Source organism: Limnospira indica PCC 8005, assembly GCF_000973065.1.
Classification (GTDB): Bacteria; Cyanobacteriota; Cyanobacteriia; order Cyanobacteriales; family Microcoleaceae; genus Limnospira; species Limnospira fusiformis.
The window spans coordinates 4,134,156-4,148,952 of the sequence record NZ_FO818640.1; the positions used below are offsets into that span (position 1 = coordinate 4,134,156).

Below are 14,797 nucleotides of genomic sequence, written 5' to 3' on the forward strand. Positions count from 1 at the left end.
GGTAAAGCGATCGCACTTTTGTAGATTAATAATTTTCTCACCAAGACTTCATGGATATCTTAAACAATACCCTTATAATGAGGGGTACAAACCGGAAACCCTCGGATTGCTGATCAGCCAAGTTCCTTGGCGACCCACCCCAGCTCAAGATCACATAAAACTGATCTAATGGTATATTACACCATGTCAACTTGTCGTTCTGGAACTATCTGTATATTAACAGGAGGCCATCTGTTCCCATTGCTCAGAAGTTGGACTACAACCCATCTGACTGCTTAGTGGTACATTGAGGACGTTATTATCCCCGATTATGCCGTTACAGCATTATAGGCTGTTGTGAGCCTCAGATGATAACTCTAAGTGATTTACCAGATCACAGAGGGGTTAAATTTGAACTAAACCATTGATTGTTAATTATTCCAATTGAGGATTTTTCTAGCATGGACGAAGAACTTTTGACAACAGTCTTCCTAGAAGATGAGGAAATAGATGATATTTTCGACGATTTAGAGGCAGAAACTCCGTTTTTATTGCCTACAGAAAGTGTAGATGACCCGGCGGTAGAAGTTACTACCACAGCCACCCCGGTAAATCCCCTGAGTGAAGTAGTAAATCTTCGGGACTTTATTATTGAACAACTGTTTGATGAGGAAGTATATCTAGCTCAAAACCCTGATCTCGCACAGTTTAAATTAGAATTAGAATCAGCGGGTTTTCAGTTTAATGCACGGGAGCATTTTCGCGAATTTGGCAAATTTGAAGGTCGCGAATTTAGTGCTTTCTTCAGTGTGACTCGATACCTAGAGAAAAACACTGACCTTTCCCTAGTCATCAATCGTGAAGAAGCCTTCAGTCACTTCTTAGATTTTGGTCTGAATGAAGCTCGAGAATTTAGCGACTTTTTTAGCGCCAGTTTTTATGCAGAAGCGAATCCAGACTTGGCTGCTATTACCCAGGAAACTTTAGTTAGTAAGTTTGCTCACTTTTTGGGTTTTGGACAATTTGAAAATCGCCGTTTTAGCCGAGTATTTGATGCCAATACCTACCTACAACTTAACCCAGACGTTAGTCAGTTACTGCAAGAATCAGCTAACCTAGGTATACAAATTAGTGCCTTTAGTCATTTTATCACCAGGGGTCGGTCTGAAAATCGGCAGTTTAGCAATATCTTTGATGTGAGCGAATACCTGCAACTCAACCCCGATTTAGTTCCCTTTGTTGAAAGTGGGGAAATTAATGCGATCGACCACTGGGTAAGATTCGGTATTTCTGAACGGCGCGAGTTTAGTCTTTCCTTCTCGGTTTCCCAGGTTTTAAGAACTCTCAGCCTCAGCAGTTTAACTGAAATCAATATCTCGGAACTGTTTGCTCAAATAGAAAGTAATCTCGCTTTAATTCTTGAGAGTGAAGATGATATCGATGACGATATCGATGATGATGTCGATGATGATATCGATGATGATATCGATGATGATATCGATGATGATATCGATGATGATATCGATGATGATATCGATGATGATGTCGATGATGATATCGATGATGATGTCGATGATGATGTCGATGCTACAGCACCCGAGATTCCACAGATACCCCCATTACCGGTAATACCTCCTATAGCAGAGCAACCGGAACCCGAACCCGAACCGGAACCCGAACCCGAACCGGAACCCGAACCCGAACCGGAACCCGAACCGGAACCCGAACCGGAACCCGAACCCGAACCGGAACCCGAACCCGAACCCGAACCCGAACCCGAACCCGAACCGGAAGAACCCGAATTACCATTAGACGTTGTTCTGGATGTAGATTACATTCTGACCACCTATGAAGCTGAGTTACGAATAGCTTTCGGGGTTCAAGATGTTACCACGATTTCCACTCGGGAACTCTTAGATTGGCTAGATGAGAATGCTTTAGAAGCCGGGATTAACCCATCTCCTTTTGTCGATATCCAGTTTTATGTAAGGACTTTTGGTCAGCAATTAACCGAATTTTACAGCGTAAGCTCTGTTGAAGAGCTAAGTTACCTGCAAATTGTCAACTTCATAGAAGGGGAAGGCTTAGAGCGTGGATTTTCCCCCAGTCCGAATATAAACTTTGCTCACTTTCAAGCCACCTACAGCAGCCAAATAGAAGCCTTCTTTAGGACTTCCATTGAGAATATTACTAATGCTCAACTGTTCAGTTACATTGTTGAAGTTGGTCTGGAACAGGGTCAGAGTCCGTCAGTTCTGATTGATTTGAATTTCATACTGTCAAATCAGCAGTCGGTGACAGCTATTGAATCCCACTTTGGGACAGAAATTGCTAACCTGACTAATGCTCAGATTGTGCGGTTTATCAGTTCCGACGAGGGTTTAGAACGAGTCACTCCTTCTACCTTAGTAAGTCTCAACTACTTCCGAGCAGTTCATCGCCAGCGTTTAGAAGCATTTTTTGGTGTTGAAATTGCCGAAATCACCAACTCTCAAGTATTTACCTTTGTAAATACCATTGGTTTGCAAGAAGGGTTAAATACCTCGGCTCAATTAGGTTTTAGCTATCTGCAATCTATCTATGGTGAACGAATCACTGCAGCTCTGGGAGAAGGTGCTACTCAGCAGGAAGTGCTGGCATTTATTCAACGGGAAGGCTTACCAGAAAACGTTAATCCTTCTGTGTTTGTACATCTGGATTTCGTGCAACAAAGCCAATCGCAAGAAGTTCAGGAATTTTTCAATGTTGAGAGCGCTACACAACTGTCTGAGCAGCAGGTAATCAACAGCATTCAAGCTAATGTTAAGGTTGATGTTAACTATGTGGTGACTCAATATGCTGAACAACTGGCTGAGTTCTACGAAATTGAGGTAGAACAGGTTAATTCTTTAAGTTCGGAACAGGTGATTTCTTTCACGTTGGGTGCGGGAGCAAATTTGGGTGTTAACCCTACTCCTATTAACTTGGCTGAAATTCGCCGATTATTTGGGACTGAACTGCAAGCATTTTTCGGAGTTTCGGATGTCAGGTTTCTGAGCGATAGTCAAGTTAACTCGTTCGTCATCAATCAAAGCCGAGTTTCGGGACGGGTTAATGAGCTGGTTAATGTGGTTAATGTCAACTATTACCAGACTATTTTCTCGGAGGCTCTGACGGCTACTTTTGGCGAAGATTTTACGGAGGAAAATGTAGTTCAATTTGTGTTTGGGGATGCAGCGCCTGCTATTAACATCCGGTTTGCTAAAATTAAATATCGAGCGGCACTGGAACAACAGGCACAGTCTTTAGGTCGGACGCTGGAAACTCTGACTGATGATGAGGTTCGCCTCTATCTATTTACTGAAGGCTTTGATGTTGAAAATACGCTAACTCCGTTTAATCTTGAGGTTGTCAGGACTGAATATGCGGCTCAACTGAGAGCTTTTTATGGAGTGAGAAATGTAGCGGTTCTCAGTGAACAGCAAATTTATCGTTTTGTGGTTGGTCAGGCTTTAGAGCAGGGTCTGAGCCTGGCTGAAGTGGTAGATGAGGAAGCACTGGAAATTCTGCGGGAAGAGTACAGCAGCTTGCTAATAGAATTCTACGGTGTGGAAAACGTAGAAACTCTCAGCACTAATGTGGTTCTCGATTTTATTTATGGTGGCTTGTCTCAGATAGTTGATTATGACTACTTCCGGTTTACTTTTACTGGAGATGTCGAAGCGACTTTTGGGGTGGAAAGCATCAGCGAAGTTACTAAACTCCAAATTGTAGAGTATCTCTATGAACAGGAGGTTAGTGTCAGTTCCCTACACTGGTTTAATGTTGAAGCGTACTTGGAAGAACATGGTTCGGCGGCGGAAACTGCGATCGCACAATTTTTCCGGGTAAGTTCCATCAATGAACTTTCGGTAACTCAGATCCGTGATTTTGCGCTGAATATCGGTGTTCAACAATTCAGCATTGAAGGTGCGCTTAATATTGACTATATTCGGGAAACCTTCAACGCGGCTATTGTTTCCAGCGATCTGGCGGTTAACGCATGGTTGGAAAGTTTCTCTTTCCTGAATGTTGATACTGCTTATGTTCAGAATCAATTGGAAGGGTTACTGCTAGATGAAACCCTGACCCTGGAACAGGTAAATGAGATTTTGGGGACGGAAATTGAGGGTTTGGATGAGTTGAGCGATCGCCATCTGATTACCTTGGTGTTTGATGCTGATTTCCAAGAAATTATCGGTGATGTGGAAATTCAACTTTTCCAAGAAACTCTCAATATTGACTATGTGCGGACTGTCTTTGCATCGGCGATCGCTCATACTTTGGAAGTTGATATCACCGCTGTTACTGGTGAGGAAGTCCTCACGGTTCCTAATGAACGGCTTGATGAGTTTCTACTGGCTCAGTCGGAACAAATTGCCAGCGAACTGGAAATTGATGCCGATGATGTGACTCTGGAAGTGGCTCAAGAGTGGTTTATCACTAACTCGGTGACTACTGTTGAGGGTTTATCTGTTGAGGTTGATATTGCTTACGTTAAATATCAATTGCAACGGTCTCTCGATGATGAACAGTTCTCCCTTGAGGATATTAATTCCATCCTTGATGAACCTGTTGAGGAATTTGATGACCTCACAGATCAACAAATTTTGAGCCTCGGTCTCAATGCTGAGTTTCAAGCTGAATTCTCCCTAGAGATTAGTCTGGTTCAAACAGAACTGAGTATCGGTTTTGTCGTTTCTCGATTCTCTAGTGAATTGGCTGAGTTCTTCGATTTGTCTCCTGAAGAATTCGCGGCGAAAGAATTTACTCAAGAAGAAATTATCGAATTCTTTAGCTCTACTCAAGCTGAGGCGATCGCTGAATTTCTTGGGGAAACTGTTGTCGGCGGCGAAGATGATGACGATCTCGGCGACGACCAGGATATCGTTGATGAGTCTGATGATGATTCCCAAGACGACGACCAGGATATCGTTGATGAGTCTGATGATGATTCCCAAGACGACGACCAGGATATCGTTGATGAGTCTGATGATGATTCCCAAGACGACGACCAGGATATCGTTGATGAGTCTGATGATGATTCCCAAGACGACGACCAGGATATCGTTGATGAGTCTGATGATGATTCCCAAGACGACGACCAGGATATCGTTGATGAGTCTGATGATGATTCCCAAGACGACGACCAGGATGATGATTCCGACGACGGTCCAGTGTTTGCAGCCGAGGACGTTCTGGCTTACATCGAGCAGTTGATGGTCGATGTCGAGACCGTTACCCAAACCGAAGAAATCGATATCGAGTTTGTCACCTATCAGCTTGAGGAACTGTTCCAGGCTTCTGTTTTCAGCCTAGAAGATGTCAATACCATCTTGGAGACTGAATATGAATCTGTGGATGAGTTAACCACTGAAGACATCGTGACTTTGGCGTTTAGCGTTGAATTCCAAGAGGTTCTAGGTGAGGATGTCGAGATTGAACTGGTACAGTCTGAAGTTAACTACAGCTATCTGCGAGCCTCTCAAGCTCAAGCGATCGCTGATTTATTCAGCACAGAAGAAAATCCGATTACCGTTGAGGATGTCCTACGCGGTGAAATCGAACCCTTGACAGATGCTGAGATTTTGGCAGCCTTCGAGGAGAACTTCTTAACTGCTGATGTCGGATTTATTCGCTATCAAGTTGAGCAACTTCTGACCGAGACAACCATTACCATTGAACAGGTTAATGAGAGCCTGTCTCTTGAGGAGTCCATAGAAGCCATTGTAGAGCTTAATGATGCTCAAATCATCAATTTGGTCTACAACCAAGAATTCAAAGCCTTGCTGATGGAAGCAGAGCAGACTATAGAGCTATCTGCTATCAACTACGAGGCATTCATTGAGGCGAATGCAGAAACCTTAATCCAACAGTTTGAGGTGGATGATGTCACAGAGCTGACCTTAGAACAAGTTCATGGGTTCATGTTCAGTGGACAAGTCAGCATTCAGGGATTTGTCAACTTTGACTATCTCCGTGAGACTTTCATGAGTGCGATCGCATCCCAGGAACTGCCAGATAGCACCATTCTTGACTGGTTTAACACCGATTTCTCATTGATTAACGTCAACTTCCTGAATGCTCAATTCAACCAGTTTACAGCAGCAGTACAAACACAGTTGTTGGATTCTCTGGGTATTGAGCTTAACGAAGGCGAATCCCTCAGCCATCAGCAACTCATCGAAATTTTCTACAGCAGTGAGTTCCAAACCATTACCGGAATTGAAACCCTGCAAACACTAGCCTTTGATTGGCAAGGATATGCCGAAGCTAATGCAGAAGCCTTGGCTGATTTCTATCAAGCCTTCCTCGTGCCAGCTATTCCAGAAGGTCAGGCTCCTAATTCTGTAGTGGTTGAATTGTCGAATTTCACCGGAGCAGAAGCACAGGTAACGGTGACATTAGAAGAAGTGGAAGGAGGCATTCAATTCACAGTTGACGGTGTGGAACCCATCGCCGATATTAACGGTGTGTTCTTCAATATCGAAGATAGTAGCCTTCTCGATAGCCTGTCTGTATCTGGGGATGATGTCACCAATTCTAACTTTAGTGGTGATGTGAAACGGGTAAGAAATACCTCGATTTCACCGCTGAAATTTGATGCTGGTGTGCAAATCGGAACTCCTGGTATTGGTCGGGATGATATTCAATCCACAGTGTTTGTGATTACTGCAGATGGCGAAGAATTGAGCCTAGACCAGTTTGTGGGTCAGGAATTTGGAGTTCGTCTAACCAGTGTAGAGTCAGAAGGAAGTCGCAGTGCTAGCAGTAAGCTGCGCGGAACAGCAGAAGCTGTTTTTACCGCTGATGGTGATGATGTTGGTGTGATTGATGTTAGTTCCCTTTCTGCTGAACAGGTGTTTAACTTTGCCTTCCAGCAAGGATGGCAATTGGGAATTAACCCGCTGGAATTTGTGGAAGTTGATTTTCTGCGACAACAGTTCGCCGTTGACATCGCGCGAGCCTATAACATTGATGTTAGCGCAGTTGCCTCCCTGGAAAGCTCTTTGGTGCTGGATTATGTCTATGGTGGTCTTTCGACCCAAATTGACTTCGAGTTCTACCGCACTAAATATGCTGCTTCCTTGCAGTCTACCTTTGGAATCAGTGCTGAGAGTCTGACTCGCGCACAAATTCTTGAACACGCCTATACGGTAGGTTTGGAACAAGGGTTTAATTTTGTGGCCATTGATTATGATGCGATCGCCACTCAATATCCCCAAGTCTTTGCTGACTTCTTTGGTATCCCGGTTGAGGAAATTTTCAACCTGGATCTGTCAATTTTGCAAAGTTTTGACTTGGGAATTGCCTCGGAACTTGGCATCGATATCAGCCCATTTGTTGATATTGAATTCTTCCGCCAACAAGCCAGCGAACAAGTTCTTCAGAACTATCGCATTGAAAATGTCTTCCGCATTGATTCTCAACAAGTGTTTGAGTTTAGTTTGCAAGGCAATTTCAGCACGGCACCGACCATCGATCTCAATTGGGCGCTGACTCAATATGCTGATATCTTGGCTGAAAATCTCACTGATTTTGATCAAGATGGCGATGGTGAGATTGATAATTCGGAACTGTTCGATGCTTTGACCGGTCAACTGCTGGAACAAGGTAACGAAACTTCCGATATCTACAGCTTTGAGCAATATTTCGAGTCGGAAGATGTGCAAGAAGAGGTGGCTGAGTTCTTTGGTGTGGAATCCTTTGAGGACGTTACCTTTACTCAGCGCTTAGAGTATATGTTCGGTGCTGGTCTGCAAGCGGGAATTGACCCCTACAGTGAGGAGTTCCTAGAAGCTAATCCGCAAATGGCAATGGATATTTACCTGGAAGAAAACTCTGCTGCTTTGATTGAGTTTGCTGGAGTTCGGTCTATTAATCAGGTGACCTTCTTGGATGTTTATAACTTCCAAGCCATCAATGAGGTTAATGCCTTCTCTGGCATCAGTACCATCGATGACATTGATGATATCGATGACATTATCGATGACATTATCGATGATGGGGATGCCTTCTCTGTGTAAAATATCAGTTAAGTTTCCCTTGAGATATAGGGAAACTGACTCGGACAATTAACAGCTAAATTAGAGTGAGGTTGATGATTCAATCTCACTCTTTTTTGGAGGGTATATCAGCGGCAACCTAGAAAGTTGATTGTCTCCTAATTAGCCGTGGGTAACGGCGGTTTAACTGACGGGAGAGAGAAAGTAATCATCAATCACTCACTATTCAAGGGGATTTGAGATGACCTCTAAGCATTCATTAAACCATGCTTGCACATTTTCATTGATTTCTGAGGAATTAAAGGAGTGGGAAAAGGTGCTTAAATTTAGGGCTTCATCTGATACATGAGTCTCCCAACCATCATCATGGTTGTTTCCAATGACTGGGTGAGTATAGGTGATTTGTTGGATTTGGGTTTGCTGGGAATTAAAAACTCCTTCAAAACATGAACCAATATCGGAGTTTTGAATATAAACTAAACCCCTAACTTGATTATTTGGGTAAGTTTGAAAGACAATATATTCCGCCCCAACTTCTGTAGGGGATGAAACTGTCCCGCGAAACTGTATTTGTGATATCATCGAAACAGTTGCCACCCCAAGGGCGATCGCCATTTTGGGAATAACGGTCAGGACCTCCATAGTTCACTCCTGGCTGACAACACCTGATGACTACAAGAGATAAACCGCCAATTCCCGAAATCTTTATCTGTTAATCTTGAATGACCACCAAACTCCCCGTATAGCAAGCTACCCACACCTGTCGAGTTTTCGGGTCGTAAGTAATTCCTATGGGGTTTAAGCCTACGGTGATGGTATCAATAATTTCCATATCCTCAGCTTGCACTTTACTAACGGTGTGGGAGTAATAGTTCACCACATAGAGGAATTGATCATCATCTGATAATACCATACTACGAGGGGCTGCACCTGTAAAAATTTTCCTGATAATTTCCCCGGTTTCTGTGTCAATTTTGGCTACATGATCATCACCATTCAGGGTAACATATAGATATTTTCCGGTGGAATCTAAAATCAGATGGCGAGGATATAAACCTACGTTATACATCCAATTTACTGAGTAGTCCTGTAGGTCTATTTTGGCAATATCGGAAGTTCCCATCACGGCTATATAAGCAGTTTCAGAATTCGGAGAGATGGTAATTCCCCGGGGAAATCTGCCTACAAATATCCTTTGTATTTCTTGATTGGTGTCGGTATCAATAACGCTAACATCCCCTGAACACCAGTTAGTTACTAAGACATATTTACCATTGGGAGAAACGGCGATAAACTTGGGAACTGAACCGACTTTAATGGCGTTGTCAATGGTTAAATTTTCGGTATTAATCCGATAGATAAAACTAGGGTCGAATTGGTCTGATGGTAAACAGGTATCATGACCGGGATTATTAAACTCAGGACCATACATCCGATAATTGGAGATATAGGCAAATTTGCCATCTTGAGAAACTGCTGCTTCTACGGGAGAACCTTTGTATTTTTCGGCGGTAAAATCTCGATGACCAAACTTATACAAATTCACATGATCAGCAATTTTTTTAACCTGCTCAAATTGACGATTATAAACAGCAATTGAATGTTCATACATCATATTTTGTACAAAGAACATTCCGGGGTCTGCATAAACAACAGACTTGGGGGTTAAATCATCACTTTTGATAGTCTTAATAATTTCAAATTGACCAGGTTGTGGGGGTAAAAAAGCGATGGTTTCCTGAGATTCAGAGTTATCTAATGAGTTATGATTGCTTAATTTCTGCTGTAGAAAATCTATGCGATCGCCTAATTTGAAAATATCAGAACCTGAGTCAGCTACCGCCAATCGAATCGCGGTTAAGGTTAACACCACTAGAGAAATAGATGCTATAATTAGGGTTTTGCCGGATTTTTGCATCAACATCAAATGGAATTTATTAAGTTTGTTCATAATCTCCTGACACCACCAAACGACTAATAAAAACTTACCCAGAAAAACTAGACAGCTAGGTTAATCATGGGTAAGTTAACTGAATCCGAATGTTATATTAATCTTGGAATACCATAACACTGCCAGAATAGCAAGCTACCCAAACCTGTCGCTTTTGGGGGTCGTAAGTCACACCAATGGGTCGGTGGTTAGTGCGGACAGTATGAATGACTCTCATATCTTCTGTGCGGACTTTACTCATGGTATTAGAGTGATAATTAACCACATACAAAAATTGACCATCATCAGAAATTGCCATACTACGGGGGGCGCTTCCTGTCCTAATTCGGCGGATGACTTTACCCGTTTCTAGGTTGATTTTTGCCACAGTCCCCTCACCATTAAGGGTGGTATACAGGAATTTCCCTTGAGGATCTATATTCAAATGTCGAGGGGAACGTCCGATATTATTAAGCCAGGTGAGGGAAAAATCATTAAGGTTAATTTTGGCGATTTGGGTGGAACCCATGACGGCTACATAAGCAAATTCTGAGTTAGAATCAACAGCAATTCCTCGCGGATAACGACCTATTTTTAGCCGTTGAATTTCCTGGTTTATTTGGGTGTCAACAATACTTAAATCCCAACCACACCAATTGCTAACTAATACGAAACGACCATCAGGAGTAACTGTATTAAATTTCGGCACGGGTCCGACTTGAATCACTTGTTCGATGTTCAGGGTTTCGGTATTGATTTTATACATAAAACTATCATCATGTCTCCCGGCTGGAGAACATCTATCATTTCCGGGGCGAGAAAAGCCGGAACCATACATTTTATAATTGGCAACGTAGGCGTATTTTCCATCAGGAGAAAAGGAGGCTTCTACGGGTGAACCTCTATGATTTCCGGTGAATTTCGAGAAGCCAAAATCTGAGAATTTGATGCTGTCGGGAATAGTCTTGATTAAATCAAAGTTACGGTCATAGACGGTTATTGTGTGGCGATACATCATATTTTGGGCAAAAAATAAGCCTTTCCCTGAATGCACAATTGATTTGGGTGCAATAGGGCCGGTAATAGTTTTAACATGGCTCATTTTTCCAGATGGGTCGCGGGGGGGTGCTTCCACAAAACCGGGATTTTTTAAGAGGGCGATCGCTGTCTGAAAGCCTTTTGGTAAATCATAGTTGATGTTGATAGCTGGGGGTTTGGCAGCTGGGGGTTTGGCGGCTGGGGGTTTGGCGGCTGGTGGCGGCGGCTGAGTTGCTGTGGGTTGAGGAGGGGGAGTGGTAGCGACTTCTGGGGTTTTTGGGGCGGGTGGAATTAGGGCTAAAGCCTGGCGAGTTTCTTGTCCGACAATGCCATCTGGCCTTAATCCGCGATCGCTTTGAAATTGTCTAACTGCTTGTTGAGTTATCGGACCAAAATTACCTAAATTAGGGTTATTAAAATATCCCAATTCTCGGAGTCTAATCTGTAATTCGGCTACCTCCTGACCTCGGCTACCGCGCCTTAAAACTGGTGGGGTCTGATTTTCAGTAGGGGTGGCGCGGGCGACTATTTGAGTTTCTCGATTTATGGGACTCTCAGCAGAGGCTACGGTCACTCCTGTTAATAATAATGCGATCGCACAAGGGAGACCCAGCATCGACCGTCGGAGAAGGTTAACAGGTCGATAACCGCTAGAATATGATTTAGACTTGGTGATGCAACCGGGGTTATCCATAATCAATTAAGCATGGTTTTTCCCCGCTATCCTAGCGCATTTTGACCACTCAAAGATATGGTGCTACTGTGCCGATGAGTGGCCCTCTGATCCACCCGGTTTCTTTTCCCCCCCCCAGGCTGAGAAACCGGGTTTCTGTGAAAATCTCGGCATCCTCACCGACATCACGTTAAGAAACCCGGTTTCTTTCCCCCTCCCGAAAGGTAGCACTTGGCTGACTTTTCCCGGATATACCCGGTCTGTTAACTCCCATTGGCTAGTAGGGGGGGAACAATTCCATAGACCTATTCTCAGCCAATCGTCTGAGGCTATAGGGGTCGGGGTCGGGGTGATGAACTGCTGGCGATCGCATTTTTTTGACCGGCGACAGAATAGAAGAAACCGGGTTTCTGAAATACTATCTCGTTTTTCATGAAACAGAGATATAAGACACCCGGTTTATGAGTATAAACGACTGACAATATTAACCTAGTAAATAGCGAATAAGTCGTCTTCCCTAATGTCGATTCTCTTGCCATTAACTTCTAATTTAAAACCAGAAGCATCACTAGCTACACGAAATACTTTAACAATTGGGACAACCTGTCCTGGAAATAATTGACTACTCGGTTCGATCCCTTTGTCCTTCAGCCATTGATTGATACTTAAGGTTTCTGAAAAATCATTGATTTCGTTATATTTCCGACCTTGGCTATCAATCAGCTTATAGCTTGACCAGGTTATACTACCGGATTGGTTTCCTGTGTTTTTCATTTCTAACCCAACAACCGCCAGTTGACCGCCTTTTGACTCTACATTTTCCATAAAATAATTGCTAGGAAAAATGGTATCGAGCATTTGAATGCCTGCAATTTTAACTGCACGATCATTCCTTACATTTATCCAAGTTTCTGTGGGGACCGGTTTTGCTACTGGTTTCGATTTTTGAGGTTCGGGCCTATAAGTGGATGCTGCTACAAACGTGGAAGATTTTGCCATATAAGTCTTGTCATTTTCTTCCGCCGTAACAGAAGATAATCCATTCAGAACCAAAACCAGAATAATGCTGGTAATACCATAATTCTTGAGGACTCTCATTCTGGTTTGTGGCTTCTTGTCATTAAGTACAATGCTAGGCTTGCATAATCCGATAACAAATGCAAAGGGAGAAATTATCAAATAAAGACCAATACCGAGTGCAATAATGCCGATAAAAACGTAGAATATTGCCGTCAAAATTCCCATCATGTTTGACCCCTCCATACTTCAGGTGAACTAAAATCAATTGATTAGGCAAAAGCAGCACCTATAGATACTAAGATTAGGAAAATACCAGCAACAACAGAAGTAATACGGCCTAACCAAGGCACACCCGTATCCGGCATGACTCCAATTAAAACAAATAACGCGCCTACAAGTAGCGCAATGATTCCGAATATGAAAGCCATTTTTTTCTCCTTAATTTTTTTGCGGTTTCTTTTTTTGATGGCTTGCCAAAAACCAAGATACAACCAACTAAATTTTTCGGCTTGCTCAACTAAATGCTCTGTCTATTATTATCTTTGATGGTTTCGGTGTTTGTCAACCTCAAATATATATTATTTTGCCTCAAGTATTAACGGGTATCAGAGTTATAAAATCTAGTTTTGTATAAACAAATCCCAAAATGTACTAAAATGTGGTATAATACCAAAGTCCCGTACAAGCACCCCTATGCTATGAACCTTAAAGAAATGTTAAATCTCGCCGATCGCATCGTGTTTGCGAAGACCGGACATCACCTTGACGATCTACAGGAGGCGGTACTGAGAGGAACGCTGGAACGGGAGACTTATCAACGCATTGCCAAAGAGTATGATTACTCGGAAAGCAGCGTCAGAAATGCGGGTTCGCAGTTGTGGCATATCCTTTCGGAGGAGTTGGGAGAAGAAGTTAATAAATCCAATTTTCGCTCGGCAATGGAGCGGTTTCAATTTTCCCTATTTTCAAATGTTGTACAAGATCACGTTCAAGTTGGTAGTTTAAATTTTTGTGGGGAGGGAAGACACCCGCCGGATATACCAAACCGACACCCACCCAATCGAGAGGTATGCAGTCAAGAGTTAAGCGAGATGCCGGATTTGGGTGTTTTTTACGATCGCACCCTCGAACTGGAAACCCTGAGTGATTGGATTCTAAACGAACGCTGTCGCCTCATAGCAATCACAGGCATGAGTGGCATCGGCAAAACCGCCTTAGTCTCCCAACTGGTGCAGCAAATCAAAGATGAGTTCGAGTCCGTTTTCTGGTGTAGCCTAGCGTCGCCTCCCACCTTTTCAGACTGGCAAAATCGCCTGCTAAAGTTTTTCTCAAAATCGCCAACCGATCGCTCTTTCCACCTCACCTCAGAGCCTTTATTCGTCATTCATTATTTACAACAATATCGCTGTTTGCTAGTTTTAGATGACCTTCACAATTTGTTTGTTTCGGGAGAGTTGGCGGGCAAATATCAAGCCGAGTGCCAAGACTATCAATCCTTTTTTAAGCAAGTTGAGAACTTATCCCATCAAAGCTGCGTTTTACTCATCGGTTGGGAACCCTCCATTGAACTCCCCCCCAGTGCCAAGCAAAATAGCCCGCTGCGGACGCTACAACTCACCGGGTTAGATATCGCCACGACTCGAAAGATTCTCCAAGATTACGAATTGACAGAAATTGATGAAAATTCCCCACTGATTGACTGCTATGATGGAAATCCTTTCTGGGTGAAAAGTCTCGCCAGCCAGATTCAAGAGTTGGGCGGGTTTGTCCCCGATATTTTGAAAAATGATACTTTATTGTTGCCGGAAGATGTGAAGTGTATTTTACGGCAACAGTACGATCGCCTGTCGGAAACTGAAAAACAAGTGATGGTTTTATTAGCCGGCGAGAGCGAACCTATCAGCTTGGGAGGATTGCTAGAAATGGCGATAATGCCTCCCGCAGATTGTCTCAATTCGATTCAATCTTTGCTGCGACGTTGTTGGCTGGAAAAGCCAGACAATCTCTACAGACTACCCAAAGCCATCAAGCAGTATATTATCCATCATTTGATTTAATAAATGTGGGGGGTCAATTTATCCGATATGATCAACCCGACGGGCATTGAATTTATGCGGTGATGTCCTAGTTTAG

The 14,797-nt window shown here is 43.1% G+C and carries 6 protein-coding genes and 2 pseudogenes; 2 read left to right on the top strand and 6 right to left on the bottom strand.

Translation table 11 applies throughout. The features are described from left to right. Positions 1-440: 440 nt before the first annotated feature. Positions 441-8,024, top strand: coding sequence for a hypothetical protein (locus XZ46_RS18100; protein WP_008052306.1), 7,584 nt, complete (start codon positions 441-443; stop codon positions 8,022-8,024). A gap of 201 nt (positions 8,025-8,225) precedes the next feature. Here XZ46_RS18100 and XZ46_RS18105 read toward each other — a convergent pair whose 3' ends face one another. From XZ46_RS18105 to XZ46_RS18125, 6 genes and pseudogenes are all read right to left on the bottom strand, one after another. Next, the gene (locus tag XZ46_RS18105; protein ID WP_008052308.1) at positions 8,226-8,645 is read right to left on the bottom strand and encodes a hypothetical protein; all 420 of its coding nucleotides are present in this window, start codon (positions 8,643-8,645) and stop codon (positions 8,226-8,228) included. A gap of 70 nt (positions 8,646-8,715) precedes the next feature. After that, on the bottom strand, positions 8,716-9,954 hold the full coding sequence (locus XZ46_RS18110) for a YncE family protein (protein ID WP_048895165.1): 1,239 nt from the start codon (positions 9,952-9,954) through the stop codon (positions 8,716-8,718). Positions 9,955-10,051: 97 nt separating this feature from the next. Next, positions 10,052-11,587: a peptidoglycan-binding protein gene (locus XZ46_RS18115; RefSeq protein WP_008052312.1), complete on the bottom strand. Its 1,536-nt coding sequence runs from the start codon at positions 11,585-11,587 to the stop codon at positions 10,052-10,054. 237 nt (positions 11,588-11,824) lie between these two features. Continuing rightward, positions 11,825-12,026 (bottom strand): annotated as a pseudogene (locus tag XZ46_RS36910) (FAD-dependent oxidoreductase); the annotation flags it as partial. Positions 12,027-12,133: 107 nt separating this feature from the next. Continuing rightward, positions 12,134-12,892, bottom strand: a complete 759-nt coding sequence (locus tag XZ46_RS18120) for a DUF4352 domain-containing protein (protein ID WP_008052316.1) — start codon at positions 12,890-12,892, stop codon at positions 12,134-12,136. Positions 12,893-12,933: 41 nt separating this feature from the next. Next, a pseudogene (locus tag XZ46_RS18125) lies at positions 12,934-13,158 on the bottom strand (DUF3784 domain-containing protein); the annotation flags it as partial. Positions 13,159-13,362: 204 nt separating this feature from the next. Here XZ46_RS18125 and XZ46_RS18130 point away from each other — a divergent pair. Beyond that, positions 13,363-14,721 (top strand): helix-turn-helix domain-containing protein, encoded by a 1,359-nt coding sequence (locus XZ46_RS18130; RefSeq protein ID WP_008052320.1) that lies wholly within the window; start codon positions 13,363-13,365, stop codon positions 14,719-14,721. Positions 14,722-14,797: the final 76 nt, after the last annotated feature.

Coding starts and splice junctions, on each gene's coding strand:
- XZ46_RS18100 (WP_008052306.1), top strand. CDS start 441: ATGGACGAAGAACTTTTGACAACAGTCTTCCTAGAAGATGAGGAAATA.
- XZ46_RS18130 (WP_008052320.1), top strand. CDS start 13,363: ATGAACCTTAAAGAAATGTTAAATCTCGCCGATCGCATCGTGTTTGCG.
- XZ46_RS18120 (WP_008052316.1), bottom strand. CDS start 12,892: ATGATGGGAATTTTGACGGCAATATTCTACGTTTTTATCGGCATTATT.
- XZ46_RS18105 (WP_008052308.1), bottom strand. CDS start 8,645: ATGGAGGTCCTGACCGTTATTCCCAAAATGGCGATCGCCCTTGGGGTG.
- XZ46_RS18115 (WP_008052312.1), bottom strand. CDS start 11,587: ATGCTGGGTCTCCCTTGTGCGATCGCATTATTATTAACAGGAGTGACC.
- XZ46_RS18110 (WP_048895165.1), bottom strand. CDS start 9,954: ATGAACAAACTTAATAAATTCCATTTGATGTTGATGCAAAAATCCGGC.